The sequence below is a fragment of the Paraburkholderia sp. A1BS-2L genome (assembly GCF_051125205.1).
In the GTDB taxonomy this organism is placed as follows: domain Bacteria; phylum Pseudomonadota; class Gammaproteobacteria; order Burkholderiales; family Burkholderiaceae; genus Paraburkholderia.
Genome location: NZ_CP120428.1, coordinates 498,179 through 518,556 on the forward strand (window position 1 = coordinate 498,179; position 20,378 = coordinate 518,556).

General features: G+C 66.1%; 16 protein-coding genes and 1 pseudogene. 4 read left to right on the top strand and 13 right to left on the bottom strand.

The features are described 5' to 3' along the window. Positions 1 to 23: 23 nt before the first annotated feature. Together P5W98_RS02250 and P5W98_RS02255 are read right to left on the bottom strand one after the other, a co-directional pair. Complete coding sequence (locus P5W98_RS02250) at positions 24 to 710, bottom strand: helix-turn-helix transcriptional regulator (protein ID WP_421042538.1); 687 nt, start codon at positions 708 to 710, stop codon at positions 24 to 26. Between the two features lie 188 nt (positions 711 to 898). Beyond that, on the bottom strand, positions 899 to 1,288 hold the full coding sequence (locus P5W98_RS02255) for a VOC family protein (RefSeq protein ID WP_421023046.1): 390 nt from the start codon (positions 1,286 to 1,288) through the stop codon (positions 899 to 901). Positions 1,289 to 1,593: 305 nt separating this feature from the next. Here P5W98_RS02255 and P5W98_RS02260 point away from each other — a divergent pair, with 305 nt between their 5' ends. Then, positions 1,594 to 2,388, top strand: coding sequence for a glycosyltransferase family 2 protein (locus tag P5W98_RS02260; RefSeq protein WP_421042537.1), 795 nt, complete (start codon positions 1,594 to 1,596; stop codon positions 2,386 to 2,388). Positions 2,389 to 2,426: 38 nt separating this feature from the next. On the opposite strand, the gene P5W98_RS02265 is transcribed toward P5W98_RS02260, so the two are convergent. After that, positions 2,427 to 3,755 (bottom strand): THUMP domain-containing class I SAM-dependent RNA methyltransferase, encoded by a 1,329-nt coding sequence (locus tag P5W98_RS02265; RefSeq protein ID WP_421023048.1) that lies wholly within the window; start codon positions 3,753 to 3,755, stop codon positions 2,427 to 2,429. 221 nt (positions 3,756 to 3,976) lie between these two features. After that, on the bottom strand, positions 3,977 to 6,166 hold the full coding sequence (locus P5W98_RS02270; RefSeq protein WP_434718189.1) for a site-specific recombinase: 2,190 nt from the start codon (positions 6,164 to 6,166) through the stop codon (positions 3,977 to 3,979). 168 nt (positions 6,167 to 6,334) lie between these two features. Between P5W98_RS02270 and P5W98_RS02275 the strand changes: the two genes are divergently transcribed. Beyond that, positions 6,335 to 7,213, top strand: coding sequence for a tyrosine-type recombinase/integrase (locus tag P5W98_RS02275; RefSeq protein WP_434718190.1), 879 nt, complete (start codon positions 6,335 to 6,337; stop codon positions 7,211 to 7,213). Positions 7,214 to 7,219: 6 nt separating this feature from the next. Then, positions 7,220 to 8,419 (top strand): annotated as a pseudogene (locus tag P5W98_RS02280) (IS91 family transposase). A 617-nt stretch (positions 8,420 to 9,036) separates the two neighbouring features. Here P5W98_RS02280 and P5W98_RS02285 read toward each other — a convergent pair. From P5W98_RS02285 to P5W98_RS02300, 4 genes are read right to left on the bottom strand one after another with little or no spacing between them, the layout of a single operon-like run. After that, positions 9,037 to 9,792, bottom strand: coding sequence for a PqiC family protein (locus P5W98_RS02285; RefSeq protein ID WP_434718191.1), 756 nt, complete (start codon positions 9,790 to 9,792; stop codon positions 9,037 to 9,039). Next, complete coding sequence (locus tag P5W98_RS02290; protein WP_434718192.1) at positions 9,789 to 11,426, bottom strand: intermembrane transport protein PqiB; 1,638 nt, start codon at positions 11,424 to 11,426, stop codon at positions 9,789 to 9,791. Before P5W98_RS02290 ends, P5W98_RS02285 begins: the two co-directional genes overlap by 4 nt. Further along, entirely contained in the window at positions 11,419 to 12,081 is a 663-nt protein-coding gene (locus P5W98_RS02295; protein ID WP_421042533.1) for a paraquat-inducible protein A, read from the bottom strand. Before P5W98_RS02295 ends, P5W98_RS02290 begins: the two co-directional genes overlap by 8 nt. 34 nt (positions 12,082 to 12,115) lie before the next feature. After that, the gene (locus P5W98_RS02300) at positions 12,116 to 12,949 is read right to left on the bottom strand and encodes a paraquat-inducible protein A (protein ID WP_434718193.1); all 834 of its coding nucleotides are present in this window, start codon (positions 12,947 to 12,949) and stop codon (positions 12,116 to 12,118) included. Positions 12,950 to 13,534: 585 nt separating this feature from the next. Between P5W98_RS02300 and P5W98_RS02305 the strand changes: the two genes are divergently transcribed. Then, positions 13,535 to 14,017 (top strand): YceI family protein, encoded by a 483-nt coding sequence (locus P5W98_RS02305; RefSeq protein ID WP_434718495.1) that lies wholly within the window; start codon positions 13,535 to 13,537, stop codon positions 14,015 to 14,017. Between the two features lie 107 nt (positions 14,018 to 14,124). On the opposite strand, the gene secF is transcribed toward P5W98_RS02305, so the two are convergent. The 5 genes from secF to queA form a co-directional block, all read right to left on the bottom strand. Further along, on the bottom strand, positions 14,125 to 15,075 hold the full coding sequence (secF, locus tag P5W98_RS02310) for a protein translocase subunit SecF (protein WP_421042531.1): 951 nt from the start codon (positions 15,073 to 15,075) through the stop codon (positions 14,125 to 14,127). A 15-nt stretch (positions 15,076 to 15,090) separates the two neighbouring features. After that, positions 15,091 to 17,139: a protein translocase subunit SecD gene (secD, locus tag P5W98_RS02315; RefSeq protein WP_421042530.1), complete on the bottom strand. Its 2,049-nt coding sequence runs from the start codon at positions 17,137 to 17,139 to the stop codon at positions 15,091 to 15,093. A gap of 152 nt (positions 17,140 to 17,291) precedes the next feature. Continuing rightward, entirely contained in the window at positions 17,292 to 17,621 is a 330-nt protein-coding gene (gene yajC, locus P5W98_RS02320; protein ID WP_035526866.1) for a preprotein translocase subunit YajC, read from the bottom strand. A 294-nt stretch (positions 17,622 to 17,915) separates the two neighbouring features. Further along, a complete protein-coding gene (tgt, locus tag P5W98_RS02325; RefSeq protein ID WP_434718194.1) occupies positions 17,916 to 19,115 on the bottom strand; it encodes a tRNA guanosine(34) transglycosylase Tgt in 1,200 nt (399 codons plus the stop codon). A gap of 103 nt (positions 19,116 to 19,218) precedes the next feature. Beyond that, positions 19,219 to 20,292 carry a tRNA preQ1(34) S-adenosylmethionine ribosyltransferase-isomerase QueA gene (gene queA / locus P5W98_RS02330; RefSeq protein ID WP_421073496.1) on the bottom strand — a complete coding sequence of 358 codons (1,074 nt, stop codon included), beginning with the start codon at positions 20,290 to 20,292 and terminating at the stop codon, positions 19,219 to 19,221. Between the last annotated feature and the right edge of the window lie 86 nt (positions 20,293 to 20,378).

Below are 20,378 nucleotides of genomic sequence, written 5' to 3' on the forward strand. Positions count from 1 at the left end.
CGTCACGCGTACCCCGCGCGGTGTTACGTCGACGGTGCTTCTACGCGCCGCAAATAATCGCCGAGCCGTCTCCCGCTCACGTCGGGAAACGGCTCGAGCACTTCCACGTCGTTCATCCGCGCGATGTTGAAGTTGCGGAAATCCTCCCGCATTTCGCACCACGCGCCGATTGTCCACTGCGCCCCCCAGTACACGAGCCCGAGCGGCCAGATGCGCCGCTGCGTATGCGCGCCGATGCGGTCGCAATACGCGAAGCGCACCACCAGCCGCGAATCGACGGCGCGATGCAGCGCGTCCACTTTCTCCGAATACGCGGGATCGACGTGATACGACGGCACGAACACGGCGATGCGTTCGAGCACCGCGCGCTTGTCGGCGGGCATGGCCGCGGCGATCTTCGCGAGCGCGCCGCGCGCCCCGCCCGCGAGCACCGCGCCGCCCCACGATTCGGCCATGCGCGCGCCCACGGCGAGCGCGGTGAGCTCGTCGGCCGTGAAGGTGAGCGGCGGCAGGCTTGCCGTGCGCGCGAGCCGGTAGCCGATGCCCGCTTCGCCTTCGATCGGCACGCCCGAAAGCTGCAGGTCGCGCACGTCGCGATAGACGGTGCGCGGCGACACCTCGAGCCACTGCGCGAGCTGCTGCGCGGTGGTGAGACGGCGGCCGCGCAGCAGCTCGGCGATGCGGAACAGGCGGTCGGCTCGGCGGGTCATGGGTGGGTCGTTGGGGGTGGGCCAGAACGGTCGACGGGTTCGGACGGGCAGCTCGGACGGCCAGTTGGGATGGCCGCTTAAAACGGCCGCTTAAAACGGCCGCTTAAAACGGCCGGTCCGGACAGCGAAGAACCGTGTGGCCGCAAGCATGACCGGAAACGGTCCCGAGGATGATAGCGCCCCAGCGCTCAGCCCAGCTTGGCAGCGTGCAAGCCGACGCGGTTGCCTTCGGTATCGATGAAGAAGCCGATATAGCCGTAGTTGTTGGGCAGCTCCACGGCAGGGCCCTGCTTCTTGCCGCCGGCCTTTTCCACGCGCTCGAGCACGGCCGTGATCGACGGCTGCGCGTTCAGATACACGAGCACGCCTTTCGGGTCCGGCTTGGCGTCGCGCGGATTAAACACGATGCAGCCGCCGGTTTCGGCTTCCGTATGCGAGAACAGCGCCATCGGCACGCCGCCGACCACTTCGCGCTGCAGCGACGTATCGAGGGCGGTTTCGTAAAAGGTGGCGGCACGGTCCAGATCGTGTGCGGGGATTTCGAACCACGAGATGACACGGGAAACTTCGGTCGACATGATGCGCTCCTCGGATGCCAATGGTGTCGATGGCGGATGCGGTGAAATGGCGGCGGCTGGCGGGATGCCGTGGCGCCGGCCTGCCCGCAACGCACTTGATGTCGCGCGGGCTGGCGTAGGAAGGAGTGTGCCGTGGGGCTACTGACAACGTGTTGTCAGTAGCTTTGACAGCACGTTCACCGCGCTGCGCCGCGCCATGCCGGCAGGCGTTTTCGAGAGAGAGGCGCGCGCAAATCTGCTGTAATCGACGGATTGATTCTTCCTTGTTCTCTCGATCCGGCGGCTCGTGGCCTGCCTTGCGCTTCATGTCTCCAAACATCTCCATCATCACGCCCACGGCCAACCGCGAGGCCTTTCTGCCGGCGATCGCGCGCTGTGTGGCGCGTCAGCAGGTCGACTGGGAGTGGCTCGTGCTCGACGACAGCCCCCAGCCCAGCGCCTTCATGCGCCAACTCGCCGACACCGACCCGCGCGTGCGCTACTACTGGTCGAAGACGCCCATGTCGATCGGCGCGAAGCGCAATTTCCTCGTGGGCGAGTCGCGCGGCGAGTTGATCGCCCATTTCGACGACGACGATCATTACGCCTCGCACTATCTCGCGACCATGGCGCGGCTGTTGCGCGAAAGCGGCGCGCAGCTCATGAAGCTATCGACGTTCTGGATGTACGCGCCGCATACGCAGTTTCTGGGCTATATGGACCTGAATGCGCGCGTGGGCCTGCATTACGTGCTCAAGGGCAAGGAAGTGGGCACGGTGACCTTCCACGAGAAGATGCAGATCGGCGCCGATTTCATTCTTTTCTATGGCTTCGCATACGTTTACCGCAAGGCGCTCTTCGACATCGCGCGCTTTGACGACGTCAACCTCGGCGAAGACGAGAGCTTCATCCGCCGCGTGGTGGAGTCGGGACAGAAAGTGCTCGCCGCCGACGACACCCAGGCGAGCTGCCTGCATCTGATTCACCCGGCTTCCACGTCGCGCTGCTTTTCGCGGCATTCGCTGCCGGTCTTCCTGCTGCCTAGACTCTTTCCGGAGTACCAAGGATATCCGCTGCCCGTCGAACCGGGCGGAGCGGCGGTCGGGCCTGCGCGCGTCTGAAACGCGGACGCGGCGCAGGGGTTACATCGTGCGGCTCGTTAGCTGTTTGGGCCGGCGCTGTCCGGGTTCTTGCCAGCGGCGGCGTCCTGGCCGGCGCCGGCAGGGCGCTGGCGCACGCTGCCCGCGATCAGGTCGAAGCGGAACAGGCGGCATTCGAGCGCGCCGTTGAAGAGCGGCGTCTTGGCCGCTTCGCGCAGACGCAGCTGCCCAGGCAGCTTGCGGTCCGAGGTCAGGAAGAACGCGCGCCAGCCCGTGAAGCGCTGCTTGAGCGCGTCGCCGAGCGCCTGGAAGAATTCGGCGTCGGGTGCGTCGGTATGGACGCGGCGGAAGGCCTCTTGCTCCTCGTAGTCGTCGCTGCGTGGCGCGCGGGCTTCGCCGCGCGCGTTGCGCCCGCGCACCTCGATACGCTCGCCATACGGCGGATTCGCCACGAGAATCCCGTTGCCTTCTGCGGGCGGCGTCATGTTGCGCGCATCGAGCTGCTTGAGCGGCACCTCGCCAAGACCCGCGCGCGCGAAGTTGGCGCGCGCCTTCTCCAGCATGACGTCGGAAATGTCGCTGCCGAAAATGCGCAGCTCCGTCGCGCGGCTCATGGCGGTGTTGCGCAACGTGTTCGCCTCGCTCTTCAGATGGCGCCACGCGGCGGTGTCGGCCTGCTTCAGACGCTCGAAGCCGAAGCTGCGCGACAGCCCCGGCGCGATGTCGAGCGCGACCTGGGCGGCTTCCGCCAGGAACGTGCCGCTGCCGCACATCGGGTCATAGAGCGGCATCTCGGGCGTCCAGCCCGTGAGGCGCAGGATGCCGGCGGCGAGATTCTCGCGCAGGGGCGCGGCGCCCTTGTCCAGACGCCAGCCGCGCTTGAAGAGCGGCTCGCCCGAGGTGTCGAGGTAGAGCGTGCAATCGTTCGCGGTGAGGAAGGCGAACACGCGCACGTCGGGATAGGCAGTATCGACGCTGGGGCGCGCGCCGGCCTTGTCGCGCATGCGGTCGCAGATCGCGTCCTTCACGCGCAGGGTGGCGAATTCGAGGCTGCGCAGCGGCGACTTGATCGCGGTGATGTCGATGCGGATGGTCTCGTTCGGCGAGAACCATTTTTCCCATTGCTGCTCGCGCGCGAGCGCATAGATGTCCTGCTCGCCGCGATAGGGCCGCTGGGCGATTTTCAGGAGCACGCGGCTGGCAATGCGCGAATGCAGGTTCGCGGCCATGCCGCCGGCCCAGTTGCCGCGAAAATGCACGCCGCCGGGCACTTCGGCGCCCACCTGGAGCGCGCCGGGCGGCAGGCGCCGCTGCGCGATTTCGGCCAGTTCGGCGGCGAGCGGGGCTTCGAGGCCGCGCGGGCAGGGAGCAAAGAAATCGAAAGACATGAGAAGAGAGGGGACGCTGCGAGGAAGGCGCTATTGTACGCGGGTTGGCGTGAGTCCCTTCAGGCGGCTGGCCGTGCGAGCGGCCTGATTCTCACGCGAGGGCCGGCGGACTTGCCAAAGATTCCACTGGGTTTGCATGCCGCGCCAATGCTCGGGGCGTCTTCCACGCCCATCCCGTCTTATCGTCCGGCAGCTCACGGCACGATGCCGTTCATTGGCTTTCAGCCCTCCTGATTCGCGCCGCGCCCCCGCCGGATCGGCCACACCAGATCGATCGGATGGCGCGTCACGCGCCGCCAGAACGCACGCATGAGCGGACGCACGTCCTGGCGCCCGAGGTCGCGTGAGCGCACCGCCATGTGCAGCGCGAGCGCGAAGCTCACCGTCACGTTGAGGACGGCCATGCTCGCCACGCCGGCCACGGCCCACCAGAGCTCGCCGGTTTTGAGCGTAGCCGTGCCGAGCACGCCGAGCGCCACGCCGATCGAGCCCGCCGAGAGCGTCACGTGGCGCACTTCGAAGTGGAACGCGACGGCCGAAACGATCGCCGGCACGAGGCCGAGCATCATGCCCAGCACGACGTTGCCCCATACGCCCGCCACGTTCACGCGGCAAAAGCGTGCGAGGCGCGCGGCGCCCGGTGCGCCCAGCGTCATGCGCAGGCGCCGGTTCCACGCGAGCGCGTCCTCGACGCGATGCAGCACGAACCAGTTGTCGGCCCAGCCGGCGAACAGACTCGACGCCCACAGCAGCACGCCGGTGAGCGCGGCGTAGAACGGCGTCGGGCCGATCAGCGAGAACGACTGGAGCGTCGCGTGCGCTTTCGCCGGCGCGATCAGGTTCGCGTGGAACAGCCAGCCGAACGCGAGCTGGATCGCGAGACAGGCCGGGAATACGAGCAGCACGTTGCCGAGCACGGCGGCGGCCTGGGTGCGGATCAGCGCCACCACCGACGACACGAAGCGCGCGCGCCCCGCGGGCTCGTTGGCGCCGTCGAGTTCGCGCGCGAGCGTGGGCGCGGTCATCGCGGGCTGCTTGGTCGCGAGCGAAAAGTGGCAGAAGTGCATGACGAGAAAGCTCAGCGCGTAGTTGATGCCCGCGAAGAGCCCTTCGATCATCGAGGGCAGGTGCGCGCCCGTGATGCCGAATTTCACGTAGACCGTCACCGCCGTGACGAGGCCGCCGCCCGCCGCCATGCGCAGCATCGTGAGGTATTCGGCGCGGTCGCGCGCGATGTAATGCTCGCCCGTGTCGGCGGAGAGCTCCACCACCTTGCGCGAAAGCAGCGCGAAGTTGCTGCGCACGAGGTGGGCCGTGCTCTGGCTTTTCTGGTTCGCGCGGACGAGATCGGCAACGAGGCGCGCTTGAGTCGCGGGATCGTCGGCGGCCATCCACGCGTCGAGCAGACGCTCCGCGCGCACGATGCGCATGCGCATGCGCTGGACCTGGAACACCGTGTCCACGCGCACGCCGTGGCGGTAGAGATGCGCGAAGACGCCGTCGGCGGCTTTGCGGCAGTCGTCGAGCAAGAGGCGCAGCCACGTCACTTCCTGCAGCAGCCGCGTGGGCTCGCCCGCGTCGCGTGCGTTTTCCACTGCGAGCATCGCGCGCGTGAGGCGGAAGAACGACAGCTTTTCGACGGCGACGTGCGCGTCTTCGTTCGAAAGGCGGCTGCGCACCGTCGGCGAGAGACCCGTCGAGCTGATCTGGCAGGTCAGGTTGTGCAGCGCCGTGAGCAGGTCCAGCGAGAACTCGTTGGGCAGCGCTGCTGAAGCGACAGGGCGCGCGGCGCCCGTGCTGTCTTCGTCGGGAAGCTGGGCCGGGACGACGGCGGGTTCGACCGCCGCTTCCGGCTGCACCGCGCCGGGCTCGGCGATCAGGGTCCGCAGCCGGGCGAGCAGGTCGCGCGGCAGTGTGGCGATCCACTCGGGGTCGTGGGTCGACGGGAACATCAGCGTGAAGAGTGCCGCGAGGTCGCGGCGGTTCGGCGCGGGCGGGATCAACTGCGCCTGCATCCGGCCCACGAGCGCGCCGAACAGGTTCGAGTGGACCGGCATGCCTGCGTCGCAGAGCAGGGTGATGCTGTCGCTTTCGCGCAGCAGCTTGCGCACCATCGCGCCGACGTTGGCCTTCCATGCCGGATTGCGGTCCAGCACGTGCAGCAGGTAGCGCACGCGCGCATGCTCGGGCGGCGCGCGCAGCGGCGCATCGGGCGCGGTGGCGGCGGCTGCGGTGGCATCGGCGTCGAGCTGGCCGCGCCGGTGGATCCAGTGTGCGAGTTCGATCAGCCAGTCGCTGCGTTCCGCGTAGGGGGCATCGGCATCTGCGATGGCGAGCAACGCATCGAGTTGCTGAACTGCGCTGCGCGAAGCGCGCCATTTTTTCCAGAGCGTCTTGAGCGAACGAAACATACCAATGCGTCAGGCGGTAGGGTAAAGCGGCATTGAACTAACCCGCTGAAGCGGGAGGAGGTAGTTGGCCAGCGACATCAGCTCCGGGATCATCCATAGGGCGCGTCCGTTCGAGTGGGACGATAGCAGTGCAGTTTGCTGCCGTGACCATTCAGAGCGGAGTCCACCATGACACCCCTACGTCGACGCATGATCGAGGATATGCGCGTGCGCAACCTCGCGGCCAACACACAACGCGTGTATCTCCAGCAGGTGAGCAACTTTGCCAGGTACTTCGGGCGTTCCCCTGAACTGCTGGGCCCGGAGGAAGTACGCGCGTGGCAAGTGCACCTGATTGAAGTCCAGCGACGCTCATCCAGCACGCTGGTGGTGGCCACTGCGGCGCTGCGCTTTCTGTACCACATCACGCTCAAACGTGAGTGGGCCGTCGACGAACTCCCGATGGCGCGGACACCGCGCAAACTCCCGGTGATTCTCAGTCAGGACGAGATCACGCGCTTCCTTGAAGCGATCCGTAGCGACAAGCATCGTACCGTATTGATCGTGGCCTACGCCGCCGGCCTGCGCATCTCGGAAGCCACCCGGCTTAAGGTCGGCGATATCGACAGCCAGCGCATGATGCTGCGTGTCGAACAGGGTAAGGGGCGCGCCGACCGCTACGTGATGCTCTCGCCCCGGCTGCTGGAGGTCCTGCGCAGCTACTGGTGCACCGGCCGCCCCCAGTACTGGCTGTTTCCCGGCCGCTTCCCCGATCAACCCGTGGGTGCCGACGTGATACGACAGGCGTGCCATGATGCGCGTCGCCGTGCCGGTATCACCAAGCCGATCACGCCGCACTCCCTGCGCCATGCGTTTGCAACGCACCTGCTCGAATCCGGCACGGATGTGCGCCTGATCCAGTTGCTGATGGGCCATCGCAGCCTGGCCACAACGGCGCGCTATCTGAAGGTCGCAACCAGCACGATCTGCGCGACGACCAGCCCGTTTGACCGCCTACCGTCAAGGTCGCCGCAGGCTTTACCTGAACCACGGGTTGATCACGTCTGAACCGCCATGAAGGCCCCGCTGGAGTTGGCGGACGTCCTGCGACGCCACGGCCCGGCATACCGGCATCTGCACGCCGACTCGCTCGACCGCGAGCAGCGTCGCGTCATGCGCGCCATCGAGCAATGCCGAACGGCGGCTCTGGGTGGTCATGTTGAGCAGTGCGACGCCTGCGGACATCAGCGCATCGCCTACAACTCGTGCGGCAACCGGCACTGCCCGAAGTGCCAGTCGCTCGCCCGGGCACAATGGCTCGAGCACCGCCAGGCGGACCTGCTGCCCGTGCCTTACTTCCACGTCGTCTTCACCGTTCCGCAAGAGATCGCGGCCATTGCATTCCAGAACAAGCGGGTTGTCTACGACATCCTGTTCCAGGCAACCGCCGAAACGCTGCAGACCATAGCTGCGGACCGCCGCCACCTTGCGGCCACGATCGGATTCATCGCGTTGCTGCACACCTGAGGACAGAATCTGGTCCACCATCCGCATGTGCACTGCGTGATCCCGGGCGGTGGCCTTGCCGCCGACGGCACGCGCTGGGTGGCTTGCCGGCCTGGATTCTTCCTGCCGGTTCGGGTGCTCTCGCGTCTGTTCCGCCGGCTGTTCCTCGAGCGATTGCAACATGCCTTTGACATCGGGGCACTGCGTTTCTTCGCGTCACTGGTCCACCTGTCTGAGCCGTGCGAGTTTGCCCGCTATCTGTCTGGCCCGCGTCAAACCGAGTGGGTTGTCTATGCCAAGGAGCCGTTTGGCGGTCCGCAGCAGGTGCTCGATTATCTCGGCCGCTACACACACCGCGTCGCGATCTCCAACAACCGCCTCATCAGTCAGAGCGATCGGCATGTCACGTTTCGCTGGAAGGACTATCGCCAACCAGGCCATCCGCGCGTAATGCGTCTGGACGCCCATGAGTTCCTGCGCCGCTTCCTCCTGCACGTGCTGCCACACGGATTGCAACGAATTCGCCACTATGGACTGCTCAGCAACCGGCTGCGCGAGGCCAGCCTCGCCGCATGTCGCCGTTTGCTCGGCGCGCCGCCCGCCGAAACCCGGGTGACATCCGCACCGGACTACCGCGACCACTTTGCACAGCTGACCGGCCGGTCACTGCGCGACTGCCCGGTTTGCAAACACGGTCACATGGTTTGCGTCGAATACCTCCTGCCTGGCGCGCCGGCGCGGGCGCCGCCATCCAGCAATGAAGCATGATCGTGCACGCTTCCTGGGGGGCGAACCCGGCACAACGTACGGGGCCGCGTGGTACGCATGTCCCCTGCAGTCACAACGTACCTCGCTCTTGCCACCCAAGCGGCCTGCAGGCCATCATGCTTGGACGTGCCTGCCCAATCGTGCATCCGGATTCTTTCTTGCCCTCGCTTCACTTCCCGCATTCGACGCTCACAACCGGCGCCGCACCGATTCAATTCCCATAGCCACCGGCAGCGGAGCGGCTTAGCTCAACGAATTTTTAGCGGAGCGGAAACGGCTCGTTCGCCGTGCCCCTGGCCAGATCACTACGCCGTTTCCGCTCCGCTAAAAATCCTCTGGATTATCGCGGCTCGCGCGGATTGGGCGGTTCGAGTTGGACAGCGCGAAAGCGGCCGATGCGAGCCGTTTGGCGGCACACGGGAGCGAGCGCGCGGCGTGGCAGCGTTGGCGCACAGGGGCGGCGGCCAAGCCGGCGGGAGCCGTGGCGTGATCATGGCGTTGTGCGCGCTAGTGCGCACTATTGCGTATTAGCGTGTACTGGTGCGCATGCGAGGAGCCGGAGGGAACGCGAATACGGACGCGGCGAGCCGCGTCCGCTCGGGTGTCCGCGCAGGGACTCAGCCCGCCGTTGCGGCGGTGGACACGGCCTGCGGGCAGGCGATGCTGGTCGCGGGCGGCAGGTGCGCGGAAGAGGCCTTGGCGCCGTTCTTCGCCGTGGTCCTGGTGCTGGCCGTCGCGCTCGCCTGCGGCGCGGCGGCGAGCGTGCGCACGCCGCTCGCGATGGCCTGCGAGAGCGCCGCCACCGCGCGTCGGTGGCCGACTACGAGCGCGTCATAGCCGTCGCCGACGGGTTCGTTGAGCACGCTGCGGCAGGTCATGACCGTCTGTGAGTCGAGTGCGCGCACGCTCCAGACCGCGTCGATGAGGGCATGCGAGCCCGGCCACGATTCGAAGCGCTGAACGTTCACGCTCACGCGATAGACCGGCACGCCCTCGGGATGCGGCGAGCCGTACACGTCGATGGCGCCGAGCTGCTGCGTGAGATCGCCGGAGAGCGCGCGGCGGATTTCGTCGCCGGGCAGCGAGGCCCAGCGTTCCTGCTCGAGCACCTTGACCTGGTTGGCGTCGTTCTGCACGACGAACTGCAGCTTCGCGACCTGCGGCGGGACGTCGACCGGCGCCACCGCCACGAGCAAAGCTTGATTGCCCATGGTCGAGGCGACGCTCGCGTGCGCGGCATCGTCAGTGGGGCTCAGCGTGTAGAAGCGGCTGCCGGGCGAGGCGCAGCCCGCGAACGCGGCCACGAGGGCGAGCGCTGAGAGGGCTGGGGCCGGGGCTGCCGGGAGCCGCAGGGGGAGCCGGCGAAACGTCATGGCTTGTCTCCTGATTTGCCGCGCAGCAGCGATTCGGGATGACGCTCCAGATAGTCGGAGAGCGCGTTGAGGGATTGCAGCGTGCGCGTGAGTTCCTGCAGCGCCTGATGCACGTCCGATTGCAGCGGCGAATCCTGCTGCAGCGTGGACTGCGCGGCGTTGAAGGTCTTCTGCGCCTGGTCGAGCGTGCCGCGCATCTGCGGCAGAATCTCGTCGTTGACCTTGCCGAACAACTGGTTCGCGTTCTTCAGCGAGTCGTTCAGATTGTTGCCGATCTGATCGAACGGGATCTTGTCGAGCTTCTTCGCGATGTCGGCGACTTGTGCCTGCAGTTCCTCGAGCGAGTTCGGGATCGTCGGCAGTTCCATCGGGACGTGGTCGAAGTCCACCTTCGCGGCTGGCGCCTTCGGGAAGATGTCGAGCGCGACGTAGAGCTGGCCGGTGATCAGGTTGCCGGTGCGCAACTGGCCGCGCAGGCCGCGCGCGACCAGCCGCTTGACGAGCTCCTGGCCTTGCGGCGTGCCCGGTACGGGCGCCTCGCCGTGAATGCGTCGTGCGAGGCGTTGCGGATACAGGTCCATCGTCACCGGCATCGTAAAGTTGCGCTCCTTCGGGTCGTACTCGATGCCGATGCCCGTCACCTGGCCGAGCACGATGCCGCGGAAGTCGACTGGTGCGCCTACCGAAAGGCCGCGCAGCGACTGGTTGAAGTACATCACCACGCGCTGCGGCGCGCCGTCCGGCTCGCGCATGGCTTCGGCCTCGTCGGCGGCGAGCGTGAAGGTCGAGTTGTCGGGTGCCTGCGGGCCCATTCCCTGACCCGACGGCGCCTGGAACGCGAGGCCGCCTACCACCACGGTCGCGAGCGATTGCGTGTTGATCTTGATGCCGTTCGAATCGAGCTGCACATTTACGCCGCTCGCGTGCCACCAGCGCGTGTTGGTGCCCACGTACTGATCGTAGGGCGCGCTCACGAACACCTGCACCGTGACGCCGTTGCCGTCCTTGTCGAGCGAGTAGCCCGTTACCTGGCCCACCTGGATGCGCCGGTAGAAAATGGGCGTGCCGATATCGAGCGAGCCGAGCGCTTCGCTATGCAGCGTGTAGCGGTGGCCTTTTTCGTCGATGGTCACGGCGGGAGGCGTCTCAAGCCCGACGAAGTCGCTCGCGGTATCTTCCGAGCGGCCCGGGTCGGCGCCAATGTAGGACCCGGAGAGCAGCGTGCCGAGACCTGAGACGCCGCTCGCGCCGATGCGCGCGCGCACAACCCAGAAGTGGCTGTCCTTTTTGGCGAATTTTTCGGCGTCCTTGGTGAGCTCCACGGTCACCAGCACGCGCGAGAGATTCGGCGAAAGCTTGATGGCGCGCACGGAGCCGATGTCGACGTCCTTGTATTTGACCTTGGTTTTGCCAGGCTCCAGTCCCTCGGCGCTCAGGAAGCTGATCGTGATGGTCGGGCCGCGCGAGGTCACCGATTTCACCACGAGTGCGATGCCGATCAGCGCCGCGACGAGCGGCACGATCCAGACGAGGGAGGGGAGCCAGCGCCTCGGCTTGACGATGTCCGGCTCGGGGAGGTCAGGCGGCAGCGAGCCGCCTCCTGAAGGCGGGTTCGGTCCTTGCGGACTATTCATGAGGGCGATCCTGAGAGTGTTGCGGCGGTTGCTGTTTGTCTTCGTCTACCGGATCCCAGATGAGGCGCGGATCGAACTGCATCGACGCCAGCATCGTCAGGACCACGACCGAGCCGAACGCAATCGCGCCGGGTCCCGCCGTAATCACCGCAAGCGAATGGAAGCGTACCAGCGCGACGGTCAGTGTGACAACGAACACGTCCAGCATCGACCAGCGGCCGATGAACTCGACGAGCCTGTAGAGCTTCGTGCGCTCGGCGGGGCGCCACCGGGAGCGGCGCTGCGCCGTGATGCAAAGCAGCGCGAGCACGGAGAGCTTGAGCATGGGCACAAGAATGCTCGCGATGAAGACGATCACCGCGAGCGGTGCGTCGCCCGAGGTCCAGAAGTAGGCGACGCCGCTCATGATGGTGTCGTCCTCGTCGCCGACGAGCGAGGCCGTGTGCATCACCGGCAGCAGATTCGCGGGAATGTACAGGATCGCGGCGGCGAACAGCAGCGCCCAGGTGCGCGTGAGGCTGTCGGGGTTGCGCACGTGCATCGGCGAGTGGCAGCGCGCACAGCGTATATGGGCGGCCTGGCGCTCGCGCGGTTGCACGTGGCCGCAGGCGTGGCAGGAGACGAGGCCGGCGTCGCTGGCGGTGACGAATTTCATCGGGTTGCCTCGGTGCGCTGGGGGTTCGTTGGGTTCATCGAGGGCTCAAGCCAGAGGTGTCGGCGCTGCCGGCGGGCTGCTTCGGCGCGGCCGGATCGCGAATTTCGGTGCTGGAGAGCGGGTGGTTCGGGAGCTTCGGGCCGTCTGGTCCGCTTGGTCCGCTTGGTCCGCTTGGTCCGTCCGGGCCGATGTCGGGTCCGCCGCCCGACCCCGTTCCGCTGTCCGCCGGTCCGGCGCCGCCCAGCCGCGCGGCACGCTGGCGTTCGCGCAGGTCGTCGGCGATGTCCCATAGCGTGCGTGCGTCGAAGGTCAGGACCACGGTGATCATGAGCGTGAGCGTGCCGAACGCGAACAGCGCGGTTTCCGGAATCACGCGGGCAAGGCTCACCATCTTCACGATGGTGATGAGCACGCCCAGCATGAAGACTTCGAGCATGCCCCACGGACGCACGAACTGGATCGTGCGCAGCACGAGGTTGAATCCCGGTGGAATGACGCCGCGCCGGATCGGCAGGAGTACATAGAGCAGCGCGACCAGTTCCGTGAGTGGGCTAAGGATGGTGGCGCAAAAGACCATCACCGCGACGATCTGCATGTTCTCGTTCCACAGCACCACGAGCGCGCCGAAGAGGCTCGACTGCGAGACGATTCCGTTGGCATCGAGCTCGATGATGGGAAACGACTGGGCGATGACGAACGTGACGAGCGCGGCGACGGTGATGGCGCAGATGCGGTCGAGCTGCGCCGACGCGCTGTTATAGAGCGTGGCGCCGCAACGCGTGCAGCGTGCGCTTTGTCGCCCGAGCAGGCGAGGCTTTTTGTAGAGCGCGTCGCATTCGTGACACGCGATCAGATTGTCCAGGGCCATGCGGGCGGAAGACGCAAAACGACGTGAAAGGAGCGAAAAGCGCTGGTGCCGCAACGGCACGGCATCTGCACTGCCGGCCATGTTACCAAAGGAGGCTGGCAATACGTGCTTCGACGAGCGGAGGCGGCGGGCCATGTCACCGCCCGAGCGGCGCGAGAGTGTGCCATGTTTGTTGCAGTTGCGTACGGCGGCCGCGCACCAGTCATGCGCCAACGCAAGTGGGCAAGCCGGGCTTACCGTCGCTGGCCTTGCCGCACTCTCGTGTTGCACTGCATCACGCGTGAGGAGCAATGCGCGATCCCGCAGGTGCATGCATGCGCGCCGCCAGGTTATCTTTCGTTCTGAGCGGCCGAGTGACCGGCCATCCCTTCAGGGGCTCGCGCGGGCGGCGGGTACCATTGGCGGAGGCTCCCGACGCCCGGGGTGGGGAAGAGCATGGAAGCATTGATCGCAATCGCGCATTTGACTGGAGGCCGGGCGCGCGGGGGCAAGGTGCGGGTGGCGCTCGCACGCGCCGTGGCCATCGTGACCCGCGTGCTCGTGGTGCCGGTGCTGCTGGCCGCGAGCAGTGCGGTCTGGGCGCAAATGGACGCGGGCAAGAGCACGATCGTGGCCGTCTCGCGGCAAATGAGCGTGCCCGTGGAGGGCCGCTTCACGAAGTTCGATGCGCAGATCAACTTCGATCCGGCGAAGCCGGCGGCGGGCACGGCGCGCCTGACGGTCGATACCGGCAGTTACGATCTCGGCGACGCGAGCTACAACGACTCGGTGCGCGGTCCCCAATGGTTCGACGCGAAGGCCTACCCGCAGGCCACTTTCGTCTCCACGTCGATCACGCCGACGGGTCCGAACCAGTACAGCGTGAGCGGCAACATGACGATCAAGGGGCATACGCAGCCCGTCGTGGTGCCGGTCGTGCTCACCCAGCAGGGCGCGACGCAGACCTTCGACGGCACGCTGCCCATTCATCGGCTCGCGTTCGACATCGGCACGGGAGAGTGGAAGGACACCTCGACCGTTGCGGACGAAGTGCTGATCAAGTTTCACATCGTCCTCACGCGCAAGTAGCGGCCAACGAGTGAGCAACGCGCGAAAAAAAGCCGGTTCGCGAGAACCGGCTTTTTGCTTTCCATTGCGTTCGATCGCGCTCGATCGTATGCGACGCCGCGCGGGGTTTAAACCTGGGCGCCCGCGTTCGGATCGTTCGGGTCGTACTTCTCTTTCTTGTCCTTGATGAGATCCTCGCGCTTCACGCCGAGCCACATCGAGAGCGACGCGGACACGAACACCGACGAGTAGATGCCGAACAGGATGCCCACCGTCAGCGCAAGCGCGAAGTAGTGCAGCGTCGGGCCGCCGAAGAAGAACATCGAGAGCACCATCATTTCCGTACAGCCGTGGGTGATGATGGTTCGCGACATCGTGCTCGTGATCGCGTGGTTGATGACTTCGATGACGGTCATCTTGCGCTCGCGTCGGAAGGTCTCGCGAATCCGGTCGAAGATAACGACCGATTCGTTCACCGAATAACCGAGCACTGCGAGCACCGCCGCGAGCACGGAGAGCGAGAACTCCCACTGGAAGAACGCGAAGAAGCCCAGAATGATTACCACGTCGTGCAGGTTGGCGATCACGCCGGCCACGGCGTACTTCCACTCGAAGCGGAACGACAGGTAGATGATGATGCCGGCGACCACGCACGCGAGCGCCAGCAGGCCGTCGGTGGCGAGCTCCTTGCCGACCTGCGGACCGACGAACTCCACGCGCTGCAACTGCACCTGCGCATTCGCGGTCTTGAGCGTGGACATCACCAGATCGCTTTGCTGCGCCGAGGAGAGGCCCTGCTTGATCGGAAGGCGGATCAGCACATCGCGCGAGGTGCCGAAGTTCTGCACCTGAGCGTCGCCATAGCCGATCTTCGCGAGCGAGTCGCGCACGGGTTCGAGCGGGACCGCCTGCGGGTATTGCACTTCGATGACCGTGCCGCCCGTGAACTCGATTGACAGGTGCAGGCCGCGGTGAAACAGGAAGAACACCGCCGCGATGAACGTGATGAAGGAAATCGCGTTGAAGATCAACGCGTGCTTCATGAACGGGATGTCCTTGCGGATGCGGAAAAATTCCATTTTCTTGACTCCGTATCAGCGGGACGAGCCCGGGGTGCCGGAACCGTCAGGATTGTTCCGACGGCGCACGACCGGCTTTGCGCGCGCGGCGCCCTTGGCGCCGGCCTTCGCGGTTTCGCGCGGCTTGGTCGACTGGGCCACGGCGCGGCCCGTGTCGGTGCCGGCGTCGGACGCGCCCAGCGCGCGCGCGCCTGCAGCTTCGGGTTCCGGACGCCACACCTGGCCCACGGCCAGCGACTTGAGCTTCTTCTTGCCGCCGTACCAGAGATTCACGAGACCGCGCGAGAAGAACACGGCCGAGAACATCGAGGTCAGAATGCCGATGCAGTGCACGATCGCGAAGCCGCGCACCGGACCCGAGCCGAACGCGAGCAGCGCAAGACCGGCGATGAGCGTGGTCACGTTCGAGTCGAGAATCGTCGCCCAGGCGTGCGCATAGCCGTTCTGGATCGCCAGCTGCGGCGGCGCACCGTGGCGAAGCTCTTCGCGCACGCGCTCGTTGATGAGCACGTTCGCGTCGATCGCCATACCGAGCGCGAGCGCGATGGCGGCGATGCCCGGCAGCGTGAGCGTGGCCTGCAGCATCGAGAGCACGGCCACGAGCAGGAGCAGGTTCACCGAGAGGCCGATCATCGAGATCAGGCCGAACAGCATGTAGTAGCAGATCATGAACACCGCGATCGCGGCAAAGCCGTAGACCACCGAGTCGAAACCCTTGCGAATGTTGTCCGCGCCCAGGCTCGGGCCGACCGTGCGTTCCTCGATGATGTCCATCGGCGCGGCGAGCGAGCCCGCGCGCAGCAGCAGCGCGAGGTCGGCGGCGGCCTGCGGCGTGGGCTGTCCCGTGATCTGGAAGCGGTCGCCGAGTTCCGACTGGATCGTGGCCACCGTGAGCACTTCACCCTTGCCCTTCTCGAACAGCACCATCGCCATCGGCTTGCCGATGTTGTCGCGCGAGACGCTGCGCACCGCGCGCCCGCCCGCCGAGTCGAGACGGATGTTCACCGACGGGCGGTTGTGCTCGTCGAAGCTCGCCGAGGCGTCGATGATGCGGTCGCCCGTGAAGATCACCTGCTTGCGCAGCAGCACGGGGCCGACGTTGCCTTGCGTGAAGAGCTCGTCGCCCGGCGGCACCGGATCGGACGGGTTCGGATGCAGGCCGTTCGGGTCGGCGAGACGCGCTTCGAGCGTGGCCGTGCGGCCGATGATGTCCTTCGCCTTCGCGGTGTCCTGCACGCCCGGCAGCTCGACCACGATGCGGTCGTCGCCTTGCTGCTGGATCACGGGCTCGGCCACGCCGAGCTCGTTCACGCGGTTATGCAGCGTCTGGATGTTCTGCTTGAGCGCGGCGTCCTGAACCGACTTCCTCACGGCCGGCGTGAAGGTGCCGACGAGCTGCGCGCCGCCATCGGGCGCGTTCTGCGTGGCCCAGACGAGCTCGGCGACGCCGCTCGAGCCCGAGAGCACCTTGCGCGCCTGCTCGGCCACGGCCGGATCGGCGAAGTTGATCACGACGCTCTGGCCGACGCGGTTCACGCCGCCGTCGCGGATGTTCTTGTCGCGCAGGATCGTGCGTGCGTCCGAAGCGTCGGAGTCGAGCTTCTTGTTGAGCGCGCCGTTCATGTCGACCTGCAGCAGGAAGTGCACGCCGCCGCGCAGGTCCAGACCGAGGTACATCGGCAGCGCGTGCAGCGCCGTCAGCCAGCGGGGCGAGGCGCTTTGCAGGTTCAGCGCGACGATGTAGCTCGGGTCGTTCGGGTCGGGGTTCAGCGTCTTCGCGAGCACGTCCTTCAGACGCAGCTGCGTGTCCGTGTCGGCGACGCGCACGCGGATGTTCGCGTTCAGCGACGAGTTGTCGAACGTGACATCGTCGGCCTTGATGTTGTTCGCGGGCAGCGCGGCTTCGATCTGCGCGAGCGTGCCCGAGTCCAGCTTGACGGTGGCTTTGCCGCTCGATACCTGGACCGCCGGCGCTTCGCCGAAGAAATTGGGCAATGTGTACACGAGGCCGATGACGAGCGCCACCAGCATCACGACATATTTCCAGAGGGGGTAACGGTTCATTGGTTGGCCCAACGGGGGAGGGAAATGGCCTGCACGATGTGCGCGCGTCCGACCGCGCCTTCATGATGCCCTTGCGGGCGTTTCAGCGGCAGGGCCGGACGCGCAAGGCCGCCCATAAACGCAGCGGCCTGGAGAAGACGATCGCTAAAGGCTTACAGCGACTTGATCGTGCCCTTCGGCAGGATGGTCGAGACCGACGACTTCTGCACGGTGATTTCCGTGCCGTCCGCGATTTCGACGCCGACGTAGGCTTCGCTAACCTTGGTCACCTTGCCGACGATGCCGCCGCTCGTGATGACTTCGTCGCCCTTGGCCATGGCGGCGAGCATGTTGCGGTGTTCCTTCTGGCGCTTCATCTGCGGACGAATCATGATGAAGTACAGCACGGCGAACATCAGAATGAGCGGCAGGAAGCTCATCAGGCTCGATTCTGCGCCGCCGACTGCGGAGCCTTGGGCGAAGGCATTGGAAATGAACGACACGTTGGTCTCTCCGTTTATACGATCACTACGATCAAAGATACGATCAAAAAGCGAGCCGGATATTCTACCACCGGCAAGATACGCGACGACGGCGCAAAATGGGCTTTCCGATCAAGCTGTTATCACGTATTGGCCCGCCTGGGCGGGATGCGACGCGTTTGGCCTGGCCGGAAAAGCGCTCATGAAGCGCCATCGAAGCGAAAGGCAATTGTAAAGTCTGGCGGCGCTCGTCGTATTCCGATATCGGAAAGCTTCGAAAGCGCTGCGGCCAACACTTCCGCCACGGCGCCGCGCTCAATCCACGCCGCGCGCGCGGTTTTCGGCAAAACGCGTCCTGAACGCCTCGAACGTCTTCGTTTCGATGGCCGTGCGCATCTCGCTCATCAGCTCGAGGTAGTAGTGCAGGTTGTGGATCGTGTTGAGCTGCGCGCCGAGAATCTCGCCCACGCGGTGCAGATGGTGCAGGTAGCCGCGCGTGAAGTTGCGGCAGGTGTAGCAGCCGCATTGCTCGTCGAGCGGGCGCAGCGAGTTGCGGTGCACGGCGTTGCGGATCTTGATGTCGCCAAAGCGTGTGAAGATCCAGCCGTTGCGCGCGTTGCGCGTGGGCATCACGCAGTCGAACATGTCGACGCCCGAGGCCACGCCCGCCACCAGGTCTTCGGGCGTGCCCACGCCCATCAGGTAGTGCGGCTTGTCGGCGGGCAGCTTCGGCGCGATGTGCTCGAGCACCCGCATCATGTCTTCCTTGGGCTCGCCCACCGAAAGGCCGCCGATCGCGTAGCCGTGGAACGGCATCTGCGAGAGGCCGGCGAGCGATTCGTCGCGCAGATCCTCGAACATGCCGCCCTGCACGATGCCGAACAGCGCGTTCGGATTGCTTAAGGCGTTGAACTCGTCGATCGAGCGCTTCGCCCAGCGCATCGACATGCGCATGGAGTCGGCCGCTTCCTTGTGCGTGGTGGGCACGCCGTTGGTCGCGTAGGGCGTGCATTCGTCGAACTGCATGACGATGTCCGAGTTCAGCACCTTCTGGATCTGCATCGACACTTCGGGCGAGAGGAACAGCTTGTCGCCGTTCACGGGCGAGGCGAAGCGCACGCCGTCTTCCGAGATCTTGCGCAGGTCGCCGAGCGAGAATACCTGGAAGCCGCCCGAATCGGTGAGGATCGGCCGGTTCCAGCCCATGAAGCGGTGCAGGCCGCCGTGCGCCTCGATCGTCTCCAGACCCGGGCGCAGCCACAGGTGGAAGGTATTGCCGAGGATGATCTTAGCCTGCATCTCCTCGAGCTCGCGCGGCTGCGTGGCCTTGACCGTGCCGTAGGTGCCCACGGGCATGAAGATCGGTGTTTCGACCACGCCGTGATTGAGCGTGACGCGGCCTCGGCGGGCGAGGCCGTCGGTGCCGAGCAGCTCGAATTTGAGGCCGTTTTGCGGGCGTGCGCCCAGATACGTGCCGTGTTCGGCGCGTGCGTTGCTTTGATGACCGTCGGTCATGCGGTAACTCCTGTGCAACCGGAAAACAGTCCGGCGCAGATAGTGAAACGCCGTCGCGCGTATGTGTTACGCGCGACGGCTTGGGAAAAGTGTGCGAACCCTGTCAGGCGCTGAGCGCGTTTTCGGTTCTGCTCAGCAGCATCGCGTCACCATAGCTGAAGAAGCGATACCGCTCTTCGATCGCGTGACGATAGGCGGCGCGGATCGTCTCGATGCCCGCGAACGCCGAAACCAGCATCAGGAGCGTCGACTTCGGCAGGTGAAAGTTCGTGACGAGCCGGTCCACCACGCGGAACTGGTATCCCGGCGTGATGAAGATGTCGGTCTCGGCGGACGTGGCGGCGAGTTCGCGGCCCGCGTTCGCCGCATCGCGCGCGGCGGCTTCGAGCGCGCGCATCGAGGTGGTGCCCACCGCGATCACGCGGCCGCCGCGCGCACGCGTGGCGGCGATCTTGTCGACGAGCGATTGCGGCAGCTGATACCACTCGCTGTGCATCGTGTGATCGGCGATGTTCTCCACGCGCACCGGCTGGAACGTGCCCGCGCCCACGTGCAGCGTGAGCGTGGCGCGCTCAACGCCTTGCGCGTCGAGCCGCGCGAGGAGCGCGTCGTCGAAATGCAGGCCCGCCGTGGGCGCGGCCACCGCGCCCGGGTTTTGCGCGAACACGGTCTGGTAACGCGTCTCGTCGTTCGCGTCGGCGTCATGCGTGATGTAGGGCGGCAGCGGCAAACGGCCGAATTGCTCGATCAGCGTGAGGCAGTCGTCGGGGAAATGCAGCGTGTAGAACGGCTCCACGCGCTCGCCCACCGTGACGTCGAACGCATCGGCCAGACGCAGCACGGTGCCGGGCCCCGGGCTCTTGCTCGCGCGGATCTGCGCGAGCGCCGTGCGCGCGCCGGTCAGGCGCTCGACGAGCACCTCGATCTTGCCGCCGCTGGCCTTCTGGCCGAAGAAGCGCGCCTTGAGCACCTTGGTATCGTTGAAGACGAGCAGGTCGCCGCGCGCGATGCACGCGGGCAGCTCCGCGAAGCGGCGGTCGGTGAGGCGCGCGGGTTGGCGTGGCAACTGCGCGGTGTTGTCCACCTCCAGCAGACGGCTCGCGCTGCGCTCGGGCAGGGCGGTTTGAGCGATCAGCTCGGCAGGGAGATCGAAGTCGAAATCGGAAAGCTTGAACATGCGGACTGATGAAACGGAAATACGGCTTAAGACCCGGGGTGCGCTGCTTTCGAGCCGATGAACCGCCGGGCGATGGCCCGCGGTTG